Source organism: Streptomyces sp. NPDC046977, from assembly GCF_040644455.1.
Lineage (GTDB): Bacteria > Actinomycetota > Actinomycetes > Streptomycetales > Streptomycetaceae > Actinacidiphila.
In genome coordinates this window covers 49,770-70,508 of record NZ_JBEYWO010000023.1, presented here as the reverse complement: position 1 = coordinate 70,508, position 20,739 = coordinate 49,770, and the positions used below count along the sequence as shown (strand labels likewise).

At 70.5% G+C, this 20,739-nt stretch carries 20 protein-coding genes and 1 riboswitch; of the genes, 12 read left to right on the top strand and 8 right to left on the bottom strand.

Annotated features, from left to right (window positions below; all coding sequences use genetic code 11):
- Positions 1-72: 72 nt before the first annotated feature.
- A complete protein-coding gene (locus ABZ883_RS29720; protein ID WP_360911461.1) occupies positions 73-957 on the bottom strand; it encodes a GNAT family N-acetyltransferase in 885 nt (294 codons plus the stop codon).
- Positions 958-973: 16 nt separating this feature from the next.
- The gene (nadA, locus tag ABZ883_RS29715; RefSeq protein WP_360911459.1) at positions 974-2,161 is read right to left on the bottom strand and encodes a quinolinate synthase NadA; all 1,188 of its coding nucleotides are present in this window, start codon (positions 2,159-2,161) and stop codon (positions 974-976) included.
- Positions 2,162-2,402: 241 nt separating this feature from the next.
- On the opposite strand from nadA, the gene ABZ883_RS29710 reads away from it, so the two are divergent.
- The gene (locus tag ABZ883_RS29710; RefSeq protein WP_360911457.1) at positions 2,403-2,756 is read left to right on the top strand and encodes an iron-sulfur cluster assembly accessory protein; all 354 of its coding nucleotides are present in this window, start codon (positions 2,403-2,405) and stop codon (positions 2,754-2,756) included.
- A gap of 78 nt (positions 2,757-2,834) precedes the next feature.
- On the opposite strand, the gene ABZ883_RS29705 is transcribed toward ABZ883_RS29710, so the two are convergent.
- Complete coding sequence (locus tag ABZ883_RS29705; protein ID WP_360911455.1) at positions 2,835-4,235, bottom strand: hypothetical protein; 1,401 nt, start codon at positions 4,233-4,235, stop codon at positions 2,835-2,837.
- A 131-nt stretch (positions 4,236-4,366) separates the two neighbouring features.
- Positions 4,367-4,570, bottom strand: a complete 204-nt coding sequence (locus ABZ883_RS29700; RefSeq protein WP_360911453.1) for a hypothetical protein — start codon at positions 4,568-4,570, stop codon at positions 4,367-4,369.
- A 136-nt stretch (positions 4,571-4,706) separates the two neighbouring features.
- Here ABZ883_RS29700 and ABZ883_RS29695 point away from each other — a divergent pair, with 136 nt between their 5' ends.
- Positions 4,707-5,681 (top strand): carbohydrate kinase family protein, encoded by a 975-nt coding sequence (locus ABZ883_RS29695; RefSeq protein ID WP_360911451.1) that lies wholly within the window; start codon positions 4,707-4,709, stop codon positions 5,679-5,681.
- Positions 5,682-5,749: 68 nt separating this feature from the next.
- Here the strand turns inward: ABZ883_RS29695 and ABZ883_RS29690 are convergent, their stop codons facing one another.
- The gene (locus ABZ883_RS29690; protein ID WP_360911449.1) at positions 5,750-7,129 is read right to left on the bottom strand and encodes an aminotransferase class V-fold PLP-dependent enzyme; all 1,380 of its coding nucleotides are present in this window, start codon (positions 7,127-7,129) and stop codon (positions 5,750-5,752) included.
- 268 nt (positions 7,130-7,397) lie between these two features.
- On the opposite strand from ABZ883_RS29690, the gene coxB reads away from it, so the two are divergent.
- The 4 genes from coxB to ABZ883_RS29670 all read left to right on the top strand — a co-directional run bounded on the left by coxB (position 7,398) and on the right by ABZ883_RS29670 (position 11,882).
- Positions 7,398-8,363 carry a cytochrome c oxidase subunit II gene (gene coxB, locus ABZ883_RS29685; protein WP_360911447.1) on the top strand — a complete coding sequence of 322 codons (966 nt, stop codon included), beginning with the start codon at positions 7,398-7,400 and terminating at the stop codon, positions 8,361-8,363.
- Positions 8,360-10,105, top strand: a complete 1,746-nt coding sequence (ctaD, locus tag ABZ883_RS29680) for a cytochrome c oxidase subunit I (RefSeq protein WP_360911445.1) — start codon at positions 8,360-8,362, stop codon at positions 10,103-10,105. The genes coxB and ctaD overlap by 4 nt, the downstream gene beginning before the upstream one ends.
- Positions 10,102-10,500, top strand: a complete 399-nt coding sequence (locus tag ABZ883_RS29675) for a cytochrome c oxidase subunit 4 (RefSeq protein ID WP_360911443.1) — start codon at positions 10,102-10,104, stop codon at positions 10,498-10,500. The genes ctaD and ABZ883_RS29675 overlap by 4 nt, the downstream gene beginning before the upstream one ends.
- Positions 10,501-10,619: 119 nt before the next feature.
- The gene (locus ABZ883_RS29670; RefSeq protein ID WP_360911441.1) at positions 10,620-11,882 is read left to right on the top strand and encodes an Ig-like domain-containing protein; all 1,263 of its coding nucleotides are present in this window, start codon (positions 10,620-10,622) and stop codon (positions 11,880-11,882) included.
- Between the two features lie 12 nt (positions 11,883-11,894).
- Here ABZ883_RS29670 and ABZ883_RS29665 read toward each other — a convergent pair whose 3' ends face one another.
- Positions 11,895-12,296 carry a hypothetical protein gene (locus tag ABZ883_RS29665; protein WP_360911440.1) on the bottom strand — a complete coding sequence of 134 codons (402 nt, stop codon included), beginning with the start codon at positions 12,294-12,296 and terminating at the stop codon, positions 11,895-11,897.
- A gap of 169 nt (positions 12,297-12,465) precedes the next feature.
- On the opposite strand from ABZ883_RS29665, the gene ABZ883_RS29660 reads away from it, so the two are divergent.
- From ABZ883_RS29660 to ABZ883_RS29635, 6 genes are all read left to right on the top strand, one after another.
- Positions 12,466-13,086 (top strand): heme-copper oxidase subunit III, encoded by a 621-nt coding sequence (locus ABZ883_RS29660; RefSeq protein ID WP_360911438.1) that lies wholly within the window; start codon positions 12,466-12,468, stop codon positions 13,084-13,086.
- Between the two features lie 81 nt (positions 13,087-13,167).
- Positions 13,168-13,977 (top strand): cytochrome c, encoded by an 810-nt coding sequence (locus ABZ883_RS29655; RefSeq protein WP_360911436.1) that lies wholly within the window; start codon positions 13,168-13,170, stop codon positions 13,975-13,977.
- Between the two features lie 8 nt (positions 13,978-13,985).
- Positions 13,986-15,026, top strand: a complete 1,041-nt coding sequence (locus tag ABZ883_RS29650; RefSeq protein WP_360911434.1) for a Rieske 2Fe-2S domain-containing protein — start codon at positions 13,986-13,988, stop codon at positions 15,024-15,026.
- Positions 15,023-16,660, top strand: a complete 1,638-nt coding sequence (locus tag ABZ883_RS29645; RefSeq protein ID WP_360911432.1) for a cytochrome bc complex cytochrome b subunit — start codon at positions 15,023-15,025, stop codon at positions 16,658-16,660. The genes ABZ883_RS29650 and ABZ883_RS29645 overlap by 4 nt, the downstream gene beginning before the upstream one ends.
- Positions 16,661-16,797: 137 nt before the next feature.
- The gene (gene trpD, locus ABZ883_RS29640; RefSeq protein WP_360911430.1) at positions 16,798-17,862 is read left to right on the top strand and encodes an anthranilate phosphoribosyltransferase; all 1,065 of its coding nucleotides are present in this window, start codon (positions 16,798-16,800) and stop codon (positions 17,860-17,862) included.
- Between the two features lie 139 nt (positions 17,863-18,001).
- Positions 18,002-18,118, top strand: a riboswitch (SAM riboswitch).
- A gap of 156 nt (positions 18,119-18,274) precedes the next feature.
- Positions 18,275-19,627, top strand: coding sequence for an aminotransferase class V-fold PLP-dependent enzyme (locus ABZ883_RS29635; protein WP_360911428.1), 1,353 nt, complete (start codon positions 18,275-18,277; stop codon positions 19,625-19,627).
- Here the strand turns inward: ABZ883_RS29635 and ABZ883_RS29630 are convergent.
- Both ABZ883_RS29630 and ABZ883_RS29625 read right to left on the bottom strand, forming a co-directional pair.
- The gene (locus tag ABZ883_RS29630) at positions 19,624-19,905 is read right to left on the bottom strand and encodes an Lrp/AsnC ligand binding domain-containing protein (protein ID WP_360911426.1); all 282 of its coding nucleotides are present in this window, start codon (positions 19,903-19,905) and stop codon (positions 19,624-19,626) included. The genes ABZ883_RS29635 and ABZ883_RS29630 overlap by 4 nt on opposite strands.
- Positions 19,902-20,681: a rhomboid family intramembrane serine protease gene (locus ABZ883_RS29625; protein WP_360911424.1), complete on the bottom strand. Its 780-nt coding sequence runs from the start codon at positions 20,679-20,681 to the stop codon at positions 19,902-19,904. Before ABZ883_RS29625 ends, ABZ883_RS29630 begins: the two co-directional genes overlap by 4 nt.
- Positions 20,682-20,739 lie beyond the last annotated feature (58 nt).

Genomic DNA, 20,739 nt, shown 5'->3' with positions numbered 1-20,739 from the left:
GCAGGGCCTGACGACGGAGGGGCCAGGGGCGAACGCTCCTGGCCCCTCCGTCCGTTGGGGCCCGTACGGCTCTCAGAGGAAGAAGCCCGAGGGGATGTACGGCTGCGGCGGCCGCATCCCGCGCAGGCAGACCCAGCCGGACGTGGTGAGGTCCAGACCCGCCGTCAGGCCGACGTCCACCGCCCACTGCTGCTCGGCCGTCAGATGCGCGACCTTCGCCGGGGTGCCCTCGGGCAGGGACAGCAGCGCGGCCGTGAGCAGCCGGGTCGCCAGGCGGCGCGACGTGGCGGCCAGCAGCCGCACATGCCCGTCCGAGTCGACGTAGCAGTAGCCGCTGCCCGCGAAGTCGTCGACGACCAGCAGCCCGCACTCGGTGAGCAGGTGGTCGTGGTCGGGGCCGTGCGCGCCGCCGCGGGTACGCCGGTCGACGGAGTCCATCATGTCCCGGTGCTTGACCGAGCCCTCGTGCACCGCCCCGTCCGGCGCGGGCAGGTCGCCCTTGCGGACGGTCCCCTTCAGGCGCATCGCCGGATGCAGCTCGAAGCCCGCCCGGCGGTAGGTCGCCGCCGCCCGCGGGTCGGCGGAGCTGCAGATGATGCCGCGCAGGCAGCCGCGGCCGTAACTCAGGGCGGCGGCGAGCAGTTCGCGCCCGACTCCCTGGTGCTGCGCGGACGGCAGCACGGCGAACAGCGACAGTCCCCATGTCCCCTCGCGGCGGGTCGACATGGAGACGCCCAGCGGCATGCCGGAGGCCTCGTCCACGGCCAGCCAGCAGCCACCGGGGTCGGTACGCGCGACGTACCGGTTGCGCCGTCGCAGCAGAGCGGCCCGCTCGGGAGGTATCTCCTCGGGCGGGCCGCCGCCGGGCAAGGCGTCGGAGGCGCCGAAGGCGGCGGCCGCCACCACCGCCACCGCATCGGCGTCCTCGTCGGAGTCACGGAGGGGGCGCAGGATCATGCGCCCATCCTGCCCCCTACGGCAGGGCGAGCATCCGCTCCAGGGCGAGCTTCGCGAAGTGCTCGGTCTCCTTGTCGACTTGGATGCGGTTGACGACCTTGCCGTCGGCGAGCGACTCCAGGGTCCACACCAGGTGCGGCAGGTCGATCCGGTTCATCGTCGAGCAGAAGCAGACGGTCTTGTCGAGGAAGACGATCTGCTTGTCCGGGTGCGCCTTGGCCAGCCGGCGCACGAGGTTGAGCTCGGTGCCGATCGCCCAGGACGAGCCGGCCGGGGCCGCCTCCAAGGCCTTGATGATGTACTCGGTCGAGCCGACCTGGTCGGCCGCGGCGACGACCTCGTGCTTGCACTCGGGGTGCACCAGCACATTGACGCCGGGGATGCGGGCGCGGACGTCCTCGACCGACTCCAGTGAGAAGCGGCCGTGCACCGAGCAGTGGCCGCGCCACAGGATCATCCGGGCGTCGCGCAACTGCTCCGCGGTGAGGCCGCCGTTCGGCTTGTGCGGGTTGTAGACGACGCAGTCGTCCAGGGAGAAGCCCATGTCGCGGACGGCGGTGTTGCGGCCGAGGTGCTGGTCGGGGAGGAAGAGCACCTTGTTCTCCCGGCCCTCGCCCTGCTCGAAGGCCCACTCCAGGGCGCGCTTGGCGTTGCTGGAGGTGCAGATCGTGCCGCCGTGCCGGCCGGTGAACGCCTTGATGTCCGCGGAGGAGTTCATGTAGGAGACGGGCACGGTGACATCGGCGACGCCGGCCTCGGTGAGCACGTCCCAGCACTCGGCGACCTGCTCGGCGGTGGCCATGTCGGCCATCGAGCAGCCGGCGGCCAGGTCGGGGAGGATCACCTGCTGGGCGTCGGAGGTCAGGATGTCCGCGGACTCCGCCATGAAGTGCACACCGCAGAAGACGATGTACTCGGCCTCGGGCCGGGCGGCGGCGTCGCGCGCCAGCTTGAAGGAGTCGCCGGTGACGTCGGCGAACTGGATGACCTCGTCACGCTGGTAGTGGTGGCCCAGGACGAAGACCTTGTCGCCGAGCTTCTCCTTGGCGGCCCGGGCCCGTTCCACCAGGTCGGGGTCGGAGGCGGCAGGCAGGTCGCCGGGACAGTCCACACCGCGCTCGCTGCGGGGGTCGGACTCGCGGCCCAGGAGAAGCAGCGCGAGCGGGGTCGGCTGGACGTCCAGCGGTTCGGTGGTGGTGGTCACGGGCCCGGAGCCCTTTCTCTGCGGAACTGCGGCTCAACCTTTTCGTCTATTTGACGCTATCTATCATAACCCGTTCGCGTCAGGATGACGATGGGCATCGCGTCACTGTGACGCATTACCCGGAGCGGCCCCGGTGTGCGAGCATGGATGACGCGAAAGACGGTCGGACCCGGAGGAATGAATCCGGGAAGCCACCGGTTGACCGTCGTGGCAGCAGTCCGTACAACCCGGGAGTGATCAGATGACGGTTCAGGACGAGACCAGCCAGAGCGAGGGCATCCTGCTGTCCGACGCGGCGGCCTCCAAGGTCAAGAGCCTGCTCGAGCAGGAGGGCCGCGAAGACCTCGCACTGCGTGTCGCCGTCCAGCCCGGCGGCTGCTCCGGTCTTCGCTACCAGCTCTTCTTCGACGAGCGTTCGCTCGACGGCGACGTCGTGAAGGACTTCGGCGGCGTCAAGGTCGTCACCGACCGCATGAGCGCCCCGTACCTCGGCGGCGCCTCGATCGATTTTGTCGACACCATCGAGAAGCAGGGCTTCACGATCGACAACCCGAACGCGACCGGCTCCTGCGCCTGCGGCGACTCCTTCCACTGAGTCCCGGCGCGTACGCGCCCCGCATGAAGGCGGCGGACACCCACGGTGTCCGCCGCCTTCCGCGTTCCCCCGGCCGCCCTACGCCCGCGGCACGGTGCTGCCGTCGGAGAGGTCCACGACCTTCCGGTCGCCCAGCGGCGCGTCGAGCGGGACCGTGCGGGTGAACTTCTTGGCGATCATGATGCAGGCCCCGCCGGGGTTCGTCTCCACCGAGGTGACGCGCACCTTCACCGCCCGGCCCGAGCCGTCGGCGCTCGCCGCGTAGCTGCTGCAGACGCCGCCCCAGAAGCGCAGGGTCAGCTTCGAGCCCTCCACGGTGTACGACTCCACCTTCGTCGTCCCCACCCGCGGCGCGGTGCCGGGGCCGGGGCCGCCCGGTGAACCGGGGAACGTCTCCGAGGGGGAGGGGACCCGGCTGCGCGGGCCGCCGCGCACGAACCGCGGGTCCACGGCGGGCTGCGCCACCACCGGGGTGCCCCGCACGCCCGGCTGCGTCAGCGTGAAGAGCCACGACGGGACCAGCGCCGGCCGCCCGGACACGAACTGCGCCGACAGCCCGAACTCGGCCTTGCGCACCTCCTGGCCCCGGGGGCCGTACGGCAGGCACGGCAGCTTCCTCGGCAGTCCGGGGTCCTCGCCCGGCGCGCGCGACTCCTTGGGGACCACCGTCGGGCAGTCGCGGAGCCCGTGGTCGCCGCCGGTGCCGGGGTGGCGCAGAAGCTCCAGCGCCTTCGCGGCCGGCACCACGGGATAGGTGGCGCCCGGGGTGAGCGGCGCCATCCTCCCGAACGCGGTGACGATCCCTTCGTGGCCCACGGTCAGCGACGTGCGCCAGCCGAGCGTCGGCAGGCCCGCGACCCGCGGGTCCGCGGTGACCTTGCGCAGGGCCCCGGCGGACTCGCCCGCGTCGGTGCGGGCGTCCTTCAGTCCCAGAGCCGCGAGCACCGGGGCGGCCGCGCGCAGCGCCCGTTCCCCGGTCACGGCGTGGTCCTCCGGCGCCGGTGCGCGCTTCTGCCGCGGCGCGGTGGTGTAGAGGGAGTACGCCCAGTCGCCGGGCGCCTGCCGGTTCACCCGCAGCGCGGGCCCCGCGCCGTCCGGGGTGCCGCCGGCCTTCCACATGCCGTGGTCGGCGACGACCGTCCCGGGCACGCCGAGGGCGCGTGCCAGCCTCTCCACGGCGGCGCGGGAGACGGTGCCGGGGCGCTGGACGGCCGCGGAGGACGGGCCGGCCGGCAGCTTCGCCTTGAGCACCGGGTCGCCGACGACATCGCGGGTGGGCCCGTCGAGTTCCAGCGGGGGCGGGGGCTCGCCGCCTTCACCGGGGCCGCCGCCACCGGGGGTGCGGGGGGTGCCGCTCTGCGCACTGGACGTCGCCCAGTAGGCGCCGCCGCCCCCGGCGGCCAGGACGGCCGCGGCGACCGCGACGACGGCCCAGGGCGACCTCCGCCGGCGCTGCGGCGGCGTGTTCTCGCTCTCCACGACGGCTCCTTCGGCTCCGTGCCGATCCGTACCGACCCGTAACGGTGCGTACCGGGCAGGTACAGCATGACGCCCCTGTGGCTCAGGAGCGGGACGTCACTTGGACGGAGCGGGGCGCGTCGCGGTTCCGGTCAGGCCCCGTACTCGGCCATGCCCTCGACGACGTGCGCGGACGCCTCGGGCACGGTGATGCCGTGCAGTCGGGAGGGGGCGACCCGTGGGGCCTCCGGCGTGGCGGGGGTCTCCCAGTGCTGGGCCATCTTGCGGCAGTCGCCGAGCAGCTCGGCGAGCGTCTCAGGTTCGCCGAGCTGAGCGGCGGGCAGGGAAGGGGTCATAAGCCGACCCTAGGCATCCTGAATCACATGAGAAAGACCTACTATCGGGTAGTTTCTCCGTGTCACGTCCGCCGGGCCAGCCGGTAACGTGGACAGGTCCGTCCCCCCGTCCGCCCGTCGCAGGAGCAGCCCAGCCGTGCGTATCGCAGTCACCGGCTCCATCGCCACCGACCATCTGATGACCTTCCCCGGCCGATTCGCCGACCAGCTGGTCGCCGATCAGCTGCACACGGTCTCCCTCTCCTTCCTGGTCGACACCCTCGACGTGCGCCGCGGAGGCGTCGGCGCGAACATCTGCTTCGGAATGGGCCAACTGGGTGTACGGCCCGTCCTCGTCGGCGCCGCCGGCTCCGACTTCGACGACTACCGGGCGTGGCTGGACCGGCACGGAGTGGACACCGCGTCCGTGCGGATCTCCGAGGTCCTGCACACCGCGCGCTTCGTCTGCACCACCGACGCCGACCACAACCAGATCGGCTCCTTCTACACCGGCGCCATGAGCGAGGCCCGCCTCATCGAGCTGCACGCGGTCGCCGCCCGCGTCGGCGGTCTCGACCTGGTCCTCATCGGCGCCGACGACCCCGAGGCGATGCTCCGCCACACCGAGGAGTGCCGTTCCCGGGGCATCCCGTGGGCCGCGGACTTCTCGCAGCAGATCGCCCGCATGAACGGCGACGAGATCCGGATACTGCTGGACGGCGCGGCCTACCTCTTCTCCAACGAGTACGAGAAGGGCCTCATCGAGTCCAAGACCGGCTGGACCGAGGAGGAGATCCTCGGCCGGGTCGGCACCCGGGTCACCACCCTGGGGTCCCGCGGCGTGCGCATCGAGCGGTCCGGCGAGGAGCCGGTCGTCGTCGGCTGCGCCGAGGAGGAGGCCAAGGTCGACCCGACGGGCGTGGGCGACGCCTTCCGGGCCGGCTTCCTGTCGGGCCTGGCCTGGGGCGTCGGGCACGAGCGCGCCGCGCAGGTGGGCTGCATGCTCGCCACCCTGGTCATCGAGACCCTCGGCACCCAGGAGTACCAGCTGCGCCGGGCGCACTTCATGGACCGCTTCACCAAGGCCTACGGCGACGAGGCCGCCGACGAGGTCCGCACGCACCTGCGCTGACCGCCGGCACGTCCGCCGCGCCCCGCCGTCCCCTTCCGGGCGGCGGGGCGCGCTGCGTGGCGGCCGGTTCAGGACAGCCGGCGCACCCAGTGGGCGACGCCCTGCGGCGCCTCGTGCGCACCGGCGTACTCCTGGCCGCGCATCTCGCACCACGCGGGGATGTCGAGCCGGGCGGCCTCGTCGTCGGACAGGACGGAGACGATCCCGCCGACCGGTACGTCCTCGATGACCTTCGCCAGCTCGATGACCGGGATGGGGCACCGCTTGCCGAGGGAGTCCACCACCAGGTCCGGCAGGCCCTCGCCCGTCGTCCCGGCCGGCCGCGCCGCCGGCTCGGGAGCACCGAGGCGTTCGCGGACGGTGCGGACCACGCCGGGCAGCGCCTCCAGGAAGCCCTCGATGTCGCCGGCGACCGCGCCGCGCGGGAGCGAGACGCGGACGTTCCCCTCCGACAGCACCCCCATGGCCTTGAGGACATGGCTGGGCGTCAGGGTGCTCGACGTGCACGACGACCCGGAGGAGACGGACCAGCCCGCGCGGTCGAGCTCGTGCAACAGGGCCTCACCGTCGACGTAAAGGCAGGAGAACGTCACGATGTTGGGCAGCCGCAGCGACGGGTGCCCGACGACCTCGACGTCCGGGACCAGCTCCGGCACCCGGGTGCGGATCCGGTCGACCAGCGCCGACAGACGTGCCGCCTCCGCGACCGCCTCCGCGCGCACCGCCCGCAGCGAGGCGGCCGCCGCGACGATCGCCGGAAGGTTCTCGAAGCCGGGGGCGCGGCCGGACTCCCGTTCGTCCGCGGGTCCCTGGGGCGCGAAGCGGGTGCCCTTGCGCACCGCGAGCAGCCCGACCCCGGACGGTCCGCCCCACTTGTGGGCGCTCGCCGCCAGCAGCGACCAGGGCCCCTCGACCGGCCCCCAGCCCAGCGACTGGGCGGCGTCGACCAGCAGCGGCACCCCGGCCGCCCGGCACCGTTCGGCCGCCTCCGCCACCGGCTGCACGGTGCCCACCTCGTGGTTGGCCGACTGCAGGCACGCCAGCGCGGTGTCCGCCCGCAGCGCGTCGCCGAAGGCGGCGGCGTCGGCCAGGCCCGTGCGGTCCACCGCCACCTCGGTCACCGTGCCGCCCTCCACCGCGTGCAGCACGGAGGAGTGCTCGACCGCGGAGACGACCACGTGCTGACCCACCCGCCGCCGCCCGGCCAACGTCCCGGAGACCCCCGCGTGGACCGCGCGTGTCCCCGAAGGAGTGAAAACGAGTTCGTCCGGCCGGCATCCCACGGCCTCCGCCGCGGCCTCGCGCGCCGCGTCGAGCAGCAGCCGGGCCCGCCTCCCCTCGCGGTAGAGCCGGGCGGGGTCGGCCCAGCCCTCGTCGAGGGCGGCGAGCAGGGCCTGTCGGGCCACGGGATGCAACGGAGCGGCGGATGCGGCATCGAAATAGGGCACGTCGGGCACGGTACGCCCCGCCGGTCCCGACGGCGTCTGGGCCTGCGTCAGAACTCCCCGGAACGGGGCGTTCCGCGGGTCCGGGAGGGCACCCGACACCCCTTCGGGGGCCGCCCCGGCGCGTTGGCACCCCTCCCCGCGCGGCCCAAAAACGAGTCCAGTAGGGTTTGGTCCGCATAAACATCCACACCACTGCCCGCGCCAGGGCGACCGACCAGCACAGGCCGGGAATCCGGACGCGCGGGCGAGACTCTCGGGAAGGCGCTACGTGAGTCCCTACGGCTCCGACCGCTCGTCGCGGCGCCCGATGCGGCGGATTCTGCCGCAGGCGCTGGCCGCGGGCCTGGTCCTTGCGACCGCCACCGGTTGCACATACGAGGACTTCCCCCGCCTCGGCATGCCCAGCCCCGCAACAGCCGAGGCACCGCGGATCCTCTCGCTCTGGCAGGGTTCCTGGGCCGCCGCGTTCGCGGTCGGTGTGCTCGTCTGGGGACTGATCCTCTGGAGCATCATCTTCCACCGGCGCAGCCGCACCAAGGTGGAGGTGCCGCCCCAGATCCGGTACAACATGCCGATCGAGGCGCTCTTCACCACGGTCCCGCTGGTCATCATCTCGGTGCTCTTCTACTTCACCGCCCGGGACGAGTCCAAGCTCCTGGAGACCTCCAAGCGGCCCGACCACGTCATCAACGTGGTCGGCTTCCAGTGGAGCTGGGCGTTCAACTACGTCGAGGACGTGGACGGCAACCCGTCGACGCCCCCGGCGGGCAAGGTCCCCGCGGAGCTCTCCTCGATCTCGGCCAAGAAGCTGGACGCGCCCGCCGGCGCGGACGGCGTCTACGACTTCGGCTCCGCCGCCACCCGGGACCCGGAGACCCACAACCCGGGTCCGACCCTGTGGCTGCCGAAGGGCGAGACGGTTCGCTTTGTCCTGACCTCGCGTGACGTCATCCACGACTTCTGGGTGGTCCCCTTCCTGATGAAGATGGACGTCATCCCCGGCCACACCAACGTCTTCCAGGTGACTCCCAACAAGGAGGGCACCTTCATGGGCAAGTGCGCCGAGCTGTGCGGCGTGGACCACTCCCGGATGCTCTTCAACGTCAAGGTCGTTTCTCCGGAGCTGTACCAGAAGCACCTGAAGGACCTGGCGAAGATGGGCCAGACCGGTTACGTCCCGGCAGGCATTGCCACCACCGGCAACGCCAAGAACGCGGAGACCAAGACCCAGTGAGCATTCTCAACGAACCCCACGGCGCGGCCGCGGCGCAAGAAGACACGTACGAGGACGAGCTGCCGCTGCGCACCAGGCAGCCGGGCGCGGCGGTCGTGAAGTGGCTGACCACGACCGACCACAAGACGATCGGTTCGCTCTACCTGGCGACCTCGTTCTTCTTCTTCATCATCGGCGGCATCATGGCGCTCATCATGCGCGCCGAGCTTGCCCGCCCCGGCACCCAGGTGGTGTCGAACGAGCAGTTCAACCAGCTCTTCACGATGCACGGCACCGTGATGCTGCTGATGTTCGCGACGCCGCTGTTCGCCGGCTTCGCGAACTGGATCATGCCGCTCCAGATCGGCGCCCCCGACGTCGCCTTCCCGCGGCTGAACATGTTCGCCTACTGGCTCTACCTGTTCGGCTCGCTCATCGCGGTCGCCGGCTTCCTGACCCCGAACGGCGCAGCCGACTTCGGCTGGTTCGCCTACTCCCCGCTCACCGACGCGGTCCGCTCGCCGGGCATCGGCGGTGACCTGTGGATCATGGGTCTGGCCTTCTCCGGCTTCGGTACGATCCTCGGCTCGGTCAACTTCATCACCACGATCATCTGCATGCGCGCCCCCGGCATGACGATGTTCCGGATGCCGATCTTCGTCTGGAACGTGCTGCTCACCGGTGTGCTGGTGCTCTTCGCCTTCCCGGTGCTGGCTGCCGCGCTGCTCGCCCTGGAGGCGGACCGCAAGTTCGGTGCGCATGTCTTCGACGCCGCCAACGGCGGCGCCCTACTCTGGCAACACCTCTTCTGGTTCTTCGGGCACCCAGAGGTGTACATCATCGCGCTGCCGTTCTTCGGCATCATCAGTGAGGTCATTCCGGTCTTCTCCCGGAAACCGATGTTTGGTTATGTCAGCCTCATCGCGGCGACCATCTCCATCGCCGGCCTCTCGGCGACCGTGTGGGCCCACCACATGTACGTCACCGGCGGTGTGCTGCTGCCGTTCTTCTCCTTCATGACCTTCCTGATCGCTGTACCGACCGGTGTGAAGTTCTTCAACTGGATCGGCACGATGTGGAAGGGCTCACTGAGTTTCGAGACACCGATGCTCTGGGCCATCGGCTTCCTGATCACCTTCGCCTTCGGTGGTCTGACCGGTGTCATCCTGGCCTCGCCGCCGCTGGACTTCCATGTCTCCGACTCGTACTTCGTGGTGGCGCACTTCCACTACGTGGTCTTCGGAACCGTCGTCTTCGCGATGTTCTCCGGCTTCCACTTCTGGTGGCCGAAGTTCACCGGCAAGATGCTGGACGAGCGCCTCGGCAAGATCACCTTCTGGACGCTGTTCTTCGGCTTCCACGGCACGTTCCTCGTCCAGCACTGGCTGGGTGCCGAGGGCATGCCGCGCCGCTACGCGGACTACCTGGCCGCGGACGGCTTCACCACGCTGAACACCATCTCGACCATCAGCTCCTTCCTGCTGGGCCTGTCGATGCTGCCGTTCTTCTACAACGTGTGGAAGACCGCCAAGTACGGCAAGCCGGTCGAGGTCGACGACCCGTGGGGCTACGGCCGCTCCCTGGAGTGGGCGACCTCCTGCCCGCCGCCGCGGCACAACTTCCTCACGCTGCCGCGCATCCGGTCCGAATCCCCGGCGTTCGACCTCCACCACCCGGAGATCGCCGCTCAGGACCAGCTGGAGAACGTCGGCCCGGCCCCCAAGGCCGTCTCCGGCGGCGATGAGAAGGAGACGGGCAAGTGAAGTTCCAGGGCAGGCTGTTCCTGTGGCTCTCCTTCTTCTTCCTGGCCATGGCCGTCGTGTACGGCCTGTGGTCCAAGGAGCCGGTGGGCACCACGGCGCTCTTCCTCTCCTTCGGCCTGGCCGTGATGATCGGGTTCTACCTGGCCTTCACCGCCCGCCGGGCGGACACCGGGGCGCAGGACCGTGAGGACGCGGACGTCGCCGACGACGCCGGCGAACTCGGCTTCTTCAGCCCGCACAGCTGGCAGCCGCTGCTGCTCGCCTTCGGTGGTGCCACCGCCTTCCTCGGCATCATCTTCGGCTGGTGGCTGATCTACTTCGGCGCGCCCTTCATCCTCTTCGGACTGTGGGGCTGGGTCTTCGAGTACTACCGGGGCGAGAACCGCACCCAGTGATCCCTCGGTGATCCCTTAGCGCACACGGGCGAGGCCCGGACACCCGAAAGGGGTCCGGGCCTCGCCCGTTCGCACGCGCCCGACGCGCACAAATGGTCTCTTATGCATACCGTGTGATCATGGGTCTCTTTTCTCCCCGCCGAATGGCGATCGCACTCGTGACAGCGGTGGTGGCGGCTCCACTGGCCGCCTGTTCGGGTGACGGCGATCCGTTGGCCAAGGCTCCGTACGACGCCTCGGGCGACGTGGTGTGGGCCGCGGGCACGGGCACCAAGAAGGCCGACCCCGGTAAGCCGTTGGAAATCACCGTCAAGGGTGATGGCAAACGCATCACGGATGTGACGGCCACCGACGCCTCGGGCCGGTTCATCCGCGGGCGGCTCTCCGAGGACGGCAGGCACTGGCAGAGCACCTCCGCACTGGGGGCGGGGGCCCACTACACCGTCCGGGTGAGCACCGAGGACAAGGAAGGCCGCCAGGGCCGCAAGACGCTGGCGCTCGACACCCGCGCCCCCGACAAGCTGCTGCGGGTCACCTTCGGACCGGAGGCCGGCACCTACGGCGTCGGACAGCCCGTCACCGCCGAACTCAGCGCCCCGGTCAAGGACATCAACGCCCGCATCGCCGTCGAGCGCAGTCTGCACGTCGACTCCTCGCCCTCGGCCGGACAGGGCGCCTGGTACTGGGTGGACGACCGCACCCTGCACTACCGCCCGCGCGCCTACTGGCCCGCACACGCCCGGATCGAGGTGCGCAGCACCCTCGACGGCCTGCACATCAAGGGCGGCATGTACGGCGGCCCGGCCAAACCCCTGACGCTGCGCACCGGGGACCGCGTGGAGGCGCTCACGGACGCCTCGACGCACACCATGACCTTCAAGCGCAACGGCCGTGTCGTGCGCACCATCCCGGTCACCACCGGCAAGCCCGGCTTCTCCACCCGCAACGGCATCAAGGTCGTGCTGGGCCAGGAGGCCCACGTACGCATGCGCAGCGAGACCGTGGGCATCGCGTCGGGCAGTTCGGACGCCTACGACCTGCCCGTGGAGTGGGCCACCCGGGTGACCTGGAGCGGTGAATACGTGCACGCCGCGCCCTGGTCGGTGGGCTCGCAGGGCGTCGCCAACGTCAGCCACGGCTGCACCGGCATGAGCACGGAGAACGCCCACTGGTTCTTCGAGAACGTGCGGCGCGGGGACATCGTCGTGGTCACGCACAGCCTGGGGGAGGAGATGGCGCCGTTCGGAAACGGATTCGGCGACTGGAACCTCAGCTGGGCGGACTGGCGCAAGGGGAGCGCCGCCGGGGCGCGGGCCGGTTCCGACCCGGCCGCGGCGGACGACACGGACGACCCGCAGGCCCGCCTGCGGCCGGTCCTGTGACCTCTGCGGCGGCTACGCGCCGACGGACAGCCGCTGCCTGAGCAGCCCCGCCAGGGCGCCGCTCAGCTCGACCGGGTCGACGGGGTGGCTCACCGCCGCGTCGGCCCGGCTCCAGCTCGCCAGCCAGGCGTCCTGCGGGCGCCCGATGAGCACCAGCACGGGCGGGCAGCGGAAGATCTCGTCCTTGACCTGCCGGCACACGCCCATGCCGCCCGCCGGCACGGCCTCGCCGTCCAGCACGCACACGTCGACGCCGCCGTTCTCCAGGGCGCTCAGCACCGCGGGAAGGGTCGCGCACTCCAGGTACTCCACCGGCGGCACGTCCGCCGCGGGGCGGCGTCCGACGGCCAGACGGACCTGCTCCCGGGTGTTCCTGTCGTCGCTGTAGACCAGCACCGTCGCGGTCGTCTGCATCCGTGCCTCCTCGCCTTCGTGGAGTCGCCTGCCTGTGGCCGAACCTTACTCCTGAGCAGGGTCCTTCGAGGAGCGTTAGCTCCTTCGGGCGATCTCCACCGGTGTCCCAAGGGCCTTGACACACCGAATGGCACCCCCCGGAGTGAGCGCGAGATAAGGGACCGACATAATGTCGGTCGTGGCGACAGCAACAGCAGTAGAAACCGGGCACGCGCACCCGTCGGTCAACCGGCCGAACCTCACCAGCGTCGGAACCATCATCTGGCTGAGTTCCGAGCTGATGTTCTTCGCGGCCCTCTTCGCGATGTACTTCACCCTTCGCTCGGTCACGGGTGCCGAGTACTGGAAGGCTCACGCCGATCTCCTGAACGTTCCGTTCTCGGCGGCGAACACCACGATCCTCGTGCTCTCCTCCTTCACCTGCCAGATGGGTGTCTTCGCCGCCGAGCGCGGCGACGTGAAGAAGCTGCGCGCCTGGTTCATCGTGACCTTCATCATGGGCGCGATCTTCATCGGCGGTCAGATCTTCGAGTACACGAACCTGGTGAAGGAGGACGGCCTTTCGCTCTCCTCCGACCCGTACGGTTCGGTGTTCTACCTGACCACCGGCTTCCACGGTCTGCACGTGACGGGCGGTCTCATCGCCTTCCTGCTGGTCCTGGGACGGACCTACGCGGCCAGGCGGTTCACCCACGAACAGGCCACCGCCGCCATCGTCGTCTCCTACTACTGGCACTTCGTCGATGTCGTCTGGATCGGCCTCTTCGCCACGATCTACCTGATCAAGTAAGCGGACCGCCGCGGCGCGCCGCGGCCGTTGGTCCGTCTCCCAGACCCATCGACGCAAGAGATCCTGACACCGGGGTAATCCGTGAAAAAGCTCTCCGCACGACGGCGCCACCCGATGGCGGCGCTTGTCGTCCTACTTCTCGCGCTCACGGCCATCGGGGGGCTGTACGCGGCGCTCGCGCCCGCGCCCAAGGCGCAGGCCGACGACAGCTCCCAGTCCCTCGCCATCGAGGAGGGCAAGAAGCTGTACGCCGTCGGTTGCTCCAGCTGCCACGGTACGTCGGGCCAGGGAAGCAGTGACGGCCCCAGCCTGGTGGGCGTCGGCTCCGCGGCCGTGGACTTCCAGGTCGGCACCGGCCGCATGCCGGCCCAGCAGCCCGGCGCGCAGGTCCCGAGCAAGAAGGTCATCTACTCGCAGAAGCAGATCGACCAGCTCGGCGCCTACATCGCGTCGCTCGGCCCGGGCCCGTCCACGCCCACCAAGGAGCAGACCAACCCGAGCGGCGCGGACACCGCGCGAGGCGGGGAGCTGTTCCGCACCAACTGCGCGCAGTGCCACAACTACCAGGGCAAGGGTGGCGCCCTGACGAACGGCAAGTACGCCCCGTCGCTCTCGGGCGTGAGCAACAAGCACATGTACGAGGCCATGCTCACCGGCCCGCAGAACATGCCGTCGTTCCCCAACAGCACGATGCCCGAGCAGAACAAGCGCGACATCATCGCCTACCTGAACGCCGTCAACGGTGACGAGGCCCCGAGCCCCGGCGGTATGTCGCTGGGCAGCCTCGGCCCGGTCACCGAGGGCCTGTTCGGCTGGATCTTCGGTCTCGGCGCTCTCATCGTCTGTGCGTGCTGGATCGGCGCCCACACCACCAAGGCCAAGAAGTCATGAGTCAGGACATGTCAGAAGAGAACCTGCCTGAGCGTTCGGCTCACGGCGCCGGCGAGGTCGGCCGCGCGGATGAGCACCCGTTCGCTGACCCGGGCCTGCCCGCGCACCTTCCGCGCCGCCAGGACATCGACGAGAAGGCCGCCAAGTCCTCCGAGCGCACCGTCGCGCTGCTGTTCGCGGCCTCGATGATCGCCACGCTGGGCTTCATCGCGAGCTTCGTCGTCATCCCGATCGACAAGATCGTCTACGTCTGGCCGCTGGGCCACATCAGCGCGCTCAACTTCGCGCTGGGCATGACGCTGGGCGTCTCCCTCTTCGCCATCGGCGCCGGCGCCGTCCACTGGGCCCGCACCCTGATGGACGACACCGAGCGCCCGGCCGAGCGGCACCCGATCGAGGCCGACCCGGAGACCCGGGCGCAGGTGATGCAGGACTTCGGCGACGGCGCGCGGGAGAGCCAGCTCGGCCGCCGCAAGCTGATCCGCAACACGCTGTTCGGCGCGCTCACCCTGGTCCCGCTCTCCGGCGTCATGCTGCTGCGCGACCTCGGCCCGCTGCCGGAGGAGAAGCTCCGCCACACCCTGTGGGCCAAGGGCAAGCTGCTGGTGAACCAGAACACCAACCAGCCGCTGCGTCCCGAGGACGTCGCCGTCGGCTCCCTCACCTTCGCCGTGCCCGAGGGGCTGGAGGAGGACCAGGAGGACTTCCAGGAGCAGATCGCCAAGTCCGCGCTGATGATCGTCCGTATCGAGCCGCAGGACATCAAGGACAAGCAGGCGCGCGAGTGGGCGCACCAGGGCATCCTGGCCTACTCCAAGATCTGCACCCACGTCGGCTGCCCGATCAGCCTCTACGAGCAGCAGACGCACCACGTGCTCTGCCCCTGCCACCAGTCGACGTTCGACCTGTCCGACGGTGCCCGGGTGATCTTCGGTCCGGCGGGCCACGCCCTGCCGCAGCTGCGGATCAGCGTGAACGACGAGGGCTACCTCGAGGCGCTCGGCGACTTCGAAGAGCCCGTGGGCCCTGCCTTCTGGGAGCGTGGATGAGTACCAACGAGAGCGCGAGCGCCAAGCCGCGCGGCAAGGCGCCCGCCGGCGAGCGGGTCGCCGACTGGGCCGACGGCCGGCTGGGCATCTACAGCCTGGCCAAGGCCAACATGCGGAAGATCTTCCCGGACCACTGGTCCTTCATGCTGGGCGAGATCTCCCTCTACAGCTTCATCATCGTCATCCTGACCGGTGTCTACCTGACGCTGTTCTTCCACCCGGCGATGAACGAGGTCGTCTACGACGGCTCGTACACCCCGCTGCAGGGCATCCGGATGTCCGAGGCGTACGCCTCGACGCTGCACATCAGCTTCGACGTGCGCGGCGGTCTGCTGGTCCGGCAGATCCACCACTGGGCCGCCATCGTCTTCGTGGCCGCGATGCTCGTGCACATGATGCGCGTCTTCTTCACCGGCGCCTTCCGCAAGCCGCGCGAGATCAACTGGATGTTCGGCTTCCTGCTGCTGTTCCTCGGCATGTTCGACGGCTTCATGGGCTACTCGCTGCCGGACGACCTGCTGTCCGGCACCGGTATCCGCTTCATGGAGGGCGCGGTCCTGTCCGTGCCGATCGTCGGCACGTACCTGTCGTTCTTCCTCTTCGGCGGGGAGTTCCCGGGGCACGACATCGTGCCGCGGTTCTACACGATCCACGTGCTGCTGATCCCCGGCATCATGGCGGGCCTGCTGGTGGCCCACCTGATCCTGGTCTTCTACCACAAGCACACGCAGTTCCCCGGTCCCGGCAAGACCGAGAAGAACGTGGTCGGCATGCCGCTGCTGCCGGTCTACACCGCGAAGGCGGGCGGCTTCTTCTTCCTGGTCTTCGGTGTCATCGCGGCCATGTCCGCGCTGGTGTCCGTCAACCCGGTCTGGGCGTACGGCCCCTACCGGCCGGACCAGGTGTCGACCGACGCCCAGCCCGACTGGTACATGGGCTTCTCCGAGGGCCTGATCCGCATCATGCCGGGCTGGGAGATCAGCCTGTGGGGCCACACCCTCGTCCTGGGTGTCTTCATCCCGCTGGTGATCTTCCCCATGGTCCTGGGCTTCATGGGCGTCTACCCGTTCCTGGAGTCGTGGGTCACCGGTGACAAGCGCGAGCACCACCTGCTCGACCGCCCGCGCAACCGCCCGGTCCGCACCGGCATCGGCGCGGCCTGGATCAGCCTCTACCTGATCCTGCTGGTCGGTGGCGGCAACGACCTCTTCGCCACCCGCTTCCACCTGTCGATCAACGCGATCACCTGGGTGGTCCGGATCTCCTTCTTCGTGCTGCCGGTGCTGGTCTTTTTCATCACGAAGCGGATCTGCCTGGGCCTGCAGCGGCGCGACCGCGACAAGGTGCTGCACGGCCGCGAGACCGGCATCATCAAGCGGCTGCCGCACGGCGAGTTCATCGAGATCCACGAACCGCTCGACCAGGCCAAGCTGTTCACGCTCACCTCGCACGAGCAGCCGGCCCCGCTGGCCATCGGCCCGGCGACGGACGAGAACGGCGTGGAGAAGAAGGTCGGCCCCATCACGCGAGTGCGCGCGATGCTGTCGCGCGGCTACTACGGCGAGGGAACCCAGATCCCCAAGCCGTCGGCCGAGGAGTACGAGGAGATCACGAGCGGCCACGGCCACCACTGATCCCACCAGCTGTGCCACCGGGCGGGGCCCTGCCCGTCGGAGTCCATCCGACGGACGGGGCCCTTTCCCGTTCCCCCGCGCCGATAGGCTGGGGCCGAAGGTATCCATTGCACGTCAGACCACCCGGAGTGTGGACCATGAGCGCTGTGAACCCCGCTGGAGGCGACACCGCGGCGGATCGCTCCTGGCCCGGGATCCTGGGAGCTCTGCTGGCGGGACAGGACCTGAGCACCGCGGAGACGGCCTGGGCGATGGACCGCATCATGAGCGGCGGGGCCTCCGACGCCCAGATCGCCGGCTTCATGGTGGCCCTGCGGGCCAAGGGCGAGACCGTGGACGAGGTCAGCGGGCTCGTCGAGGCGATGTACGCGCACGCGCAGCCGCTGGACATCCCCGGTCCCGCCGTGGACATCGTGGGCACCGGCGGCGACCGGGCCAGGACCGTCAACATCTCGACGATGTCCGCCATCGTCATCGCCGGGACCGGGACCAAGGTCGTCAAGCACGGCAACCGCGCGGCCAGCAGCGCCAGCGGGGCCTCCGACGTCCTGGAGAAGCTGGGCATCAACCTGGACCTGTCGCCCCTGCGCGTCGCCCAGGTGGCCGAGGAGACCGGCATCACCTTCTGCTTCGCGGCCAAGTTCCACCCCGCGATGCGCTACGTCGCCTCGGCGCGGCGCGACCTGGGGGTCCCCACCTCCTTCAACATCCTCGGCCCGCTGACCAATCCGGCCCGGGTCGGGGCCTCGGCGGTCGGCTGCTTCGACACCCGGATGGCCGGTCTGATCGCGGGGGTGCTGGCCCGGCGCGGCTCCTCCGCGCTGGTCTTCCGCGGCGACGACGGACTGGACGAGCTGACGGTCACGTCCACCTCCCAGGTGTGGATGGTGCGCGACGGGGCGGTGGAACAGATCCCGTTCGACCCGCGCGACGTCGGCATCGAGCTGGTCCCGATCGAGGCGCTGCGCGGCGCCGACGCGGCCTACAACGCCGATGTGGCGCGCCGGCTGCTGGCGGGGGAGACCGGGCCCGTGCGGGACGCCGTCCTGCTGAACTCCGCCGCCGCGCTGGTGGCGCTGGAGCCCGCGGAAGGCCCGCTGGTGGACCGGATCGCCGCCGGAATGGCCCGGGCGGCGGAGTCCATCGACTCGGGCACGGCCGCCAAGACCCTGGAACGGTGGGCGGCGGCCACCAACGCGTAGGGCGTTCACGTGGAAGGGCCGGGGCCGGGTGCCCCGGCCCTTTTGTGTTCCCGCCGTGGCGCAGGGCCGAGTGGTGCGGGATGTCCGGGATGCGGACCGCGGCTTGCGGCGCCGCCGGTCTGTGGCAGGATGCTGCGCAGGTCACGAGTGACAGCGACACGGCCCCGGCCCGCTGTCCGGCAACCCTCCTTCCGTGGCGGGGTGCCCCGGGTGATGACCAGGCCGCAGGCAGCGAGGTCTGCGGCAAGCGCGGTCATGAGGAGTTCTTCCGTGAGCAAGCGAATGCGCTAGGGCCGAAGGCCCCTTTCCACCCTCCCCGGGCGTGCCCGCTGCGCGGCGGCCCGGTGTTCCGAGGGCTTTCCCGTCAACCCTGACGCACTGTCGCTTTACCCTGCCCACAGGAGATTTCGCCATGCCCGTGCACCCTGCCGCGCCCGCGCCCGTCCGTGCCACCACCCCGCTGCCCGTCCTGGGCCGTGACGTCCTCGTCCCGCTCGTCACCGGCGGCGAGGTCGCCTACGCCGCCCTCGACTACGCGGCGAGCGCGCCCGCGCTGCAGCGCGTCTGGGACGACGTGGCCGCCTACGCGCCCTACTACGGCAGCGTGCACCGGGGCGCGGGGTACCTGTCGCAGCTGTCCACGGACCTGTTCGAGCAAAGCCGCGTCGAGGTGGCCGCGTTCCTCGGCTGCCGGGCCGACGACCAGGTGGTCTTCACCCGCTCGACCACCGACTCGCTCAATCTGCTGGCGGCCGTCGTGCCGGACGGCACCCGGGTCTTCGTTTTCGAGACCGAGCACCACGCCTCCCTGCTGCCCTGGCGGGACGGTGACGTCACCTACCTGAGCGCGCCCCGGACCCCCGCGGACGCGGTGGCCCTGCTGGAGCGCGCGCTGGCCGCGCGCGAGCCGGGGGGCCCGGTGCTGGTCTGTGTGACCGGTGCGTCCAATGTGACCGGTGAGCTCTGGCCGGTGCGCGAGCTGGCGGCGGCGGCCCACGCGCACGGCGCGCGCATCGTCCTCGACGCGGCGCAGCTCGCGCCGCACCACCCCGTCGACGTGGCCGAGCTCGACGTGGACTGGGTCGCCTTCTCCGGGCACAAGCTCTACGCGCCCTTCGGCTCCGGGGTGCTGGCCGGCCGCGCCGACTGGCTCCGCGAGGCCGAGCCGTACCTCGCGGGCGGCGGTGCCTCCCGCCGTGTCGCCCGCCGCGCGGACGGCGGCGTGGAGGTGGACTGGCACACCACCGAGGCCCGCCACGAGGCCGGTTCGCCCAACGTCATCGGCGTCTACGCCATCGCGTCCGCATGCCGGGCCCTGCGCGAGGCGGGCTTCGACGGCCTCGTCGAGCGCGAGCAGGCGCTGGTCGCCCGCGTGCGCGAAGGGCTCGCGGGGATCGAGCAGGTGCGGGTGCTGTCCCTGTTCGGGGAGGACGCCCCCCGGGTGGGCGTCCTGTCCTTCGTGGTCGACGGCTGGAACAGCTCCCACTTCGCCGCCGCGCTGTCCGCCGAGTACGGCATCGGCGTCCGCGACGGGCTGTTCTGCGCCCATCCCCTCGTGCGCACCCTGCTGGGCGACCACACGGAACCGGGCGACTGCGGGGGCGACACCACCCTGAACGCCGTCCGTGTCTCCTTCGGCGCGGGCACCCCCGACGAGCACGTCGAGCGCTTCCTCACCGCGGTCGCCGCCCTCGTCACCGACGGCGCCCGGTGGCGCTACCGCACCGAGAACGGCCGCTGCGTCCCCGCGGAGGGCGGGTTCTAGGAGTCGAGGCCGATGGCGAAGGCGGCTTCGAGGTCGTGCTGCGAGTACGTGCGGAAGGCCACGTGCGTGTCGGTGGCCTCGACGCCGGGGATCTTGCTGATCCGGCCGGGGATGACGTCCGCGAGCTGGTCGTGCTGGGCCACCCGGACCATGGCGACCAGGTCGTACGTGCCGGTCACGGAGTAGACCTCGCTGACGCTCTCCAGCGCCGCGATGGACTGCGCGATCTCGGGGATCCGGTCGACACTGGTCTTGATGAGCACGATCGCGGTGATCACGGCTGTAGGTCTCCTTCGGTCGCCCTGGTGGCGGGCTCCAGCTTAGGCCTTGCCCGGTAGCAGCCCCATGCGCACAGGAAGCCGAAGAGGAAGCCGGTGATGTGCGCCAGGTACGCCACGCCCGGCCCGGACTGCTGGGCCTGCCCGGCCAGCGACTGGAGCACGAACCAGAAGACCAGCACCATCCACGCGGGGAAGCGCAGCGGCAGGAAGAAGAGGAAGGGGAAGAGGCTGGTCACCCGCGCCCGGGGATAGAGGTACAGGTACGCGCCGAGGACGCCGGAGATGGCGCCGGACGCGCCGACCAGCGCCTGGGTGGAGGTGGTGTGCGCCAGGGCCCAGCCGTAGGTGGCCAGATAGCCGCACACCACGTAGAAGACGAGGTAGCGCAGCCGGCCCATGCGGTTCTCGACGTTGTCGCCGAAGACGTAGAAGAACAGCATGTTGCCCAGCAGGTGCACCCAACTCCCGTGCACGAACAGGGCCGTGAGCACCGAGACGAAGGGCGACCGCCCGATGTCGCCCGGCGGGGGGCAGCCGGTCGGCATCACGACCGAGGCGGGGGCGACGCGCCCGTGCCAGAGTTCCGCGGGAATGACACCCCACCGGGCGAAGTACGAGGCCTGCGCGCACGCGAGCTCGTGGCCGGTGCCGTAGACGGGGTTGAGCCCGGAGGCCGGGCCGATGAGGAAGACCGCCACGCACAGCCCGATCAGGGCGTACGTCACCAAGGGTCTGCGGCGGACAGGGTTCTCGTCGTACACCGGGATGACCATGGATCGATCATGACGGACCGGGTTCAACCGGCACAGGACGCCTCGCCGCAGCGCCGGA

Excerpts from the sequence above, each read along its gene's own strand:
- ABZ883_RS29720 (WP_360911461.1), bottom strand. The coding sequence starts at position 957 with ATGATCCTGCGCCCCCTCCGTGACTCCGACGAGGACGCCGATGCGGTG.
- ABZ883_RS29710 (WP_360911457.1), top strand. The coding sequence starts at position 2,403 with ATGACGGTTCAGGACGAGACCAGCCAGAGCGAGGGCATCCTGCTGTCC.
- ABZ883_RS29700 (WP_360911453.1), bottom strand. The coding sequence starts at position 4,570 with ATGACCCCTTCCCTGCCCGCCGCTCAGCTCGGCGAACCTGAGACGCTC.
- ABZ883_RS29670 (WP_360911441.1), top strand. The coding sequence starts at position 10,620 with ATGGGTCTCTTTTCTCCCCGCCGAATGGCGATCGCACTCGTGACAGCG.
- ABZ883_RS29665 (WP_360911440.1), bottom strand. The coding sequence starts at position 12,296 with ATGCAGACGACCGCGACGGTGCTGGTCTACAGCGACGACAGGAACACC.
- ABZ883_RS29660 (WP_360911438.1), top strand. The coding sequence starts at position 12,466 with ATGTCGGTCGTGGCGACAGCAACAGCAGTAGAAACCGGGCACGCGCAC.
- ABZ883_RS29650 (WP_360911434.1), top strand. The coding sequence starts at position 13,986 with ATGTCAGAAGAGAACCTGCCTGAGCGTTCGGCTCACGGCGCCGGCGAG.
- ABZ883_RS29645 (WP_360911432.1), top strand. The coding sequence starts at position 15,023 with ATGAGTACCAACGAGAGCGCGAGCGCCAAGCCGCGCGGCAAGGCGCCC.
- trpD (WP_360911430.1), top strand. The coding sequence starts at position 16,798 with ATGAGCGCTGTGAACCCCGCTGGAGGCGACACCGCGGCGGATCGCTCC.
- ABZ883_RS29635 (WP_360911428.1), top strand. The coding sequence starts at position 18,275 with ATGCCCGTGCACCCTGCCGCGCCCGCGCCCGTCCGTGCCACCACCCCG.
- ABZ883_RS29625 (WP_360911424.1), bottom strand. The coding sequence starts at position 20,681 with ATGGTCATCCCGGTGTACGACGAGAACCCTGTCCGCCGCAGACCCTTG.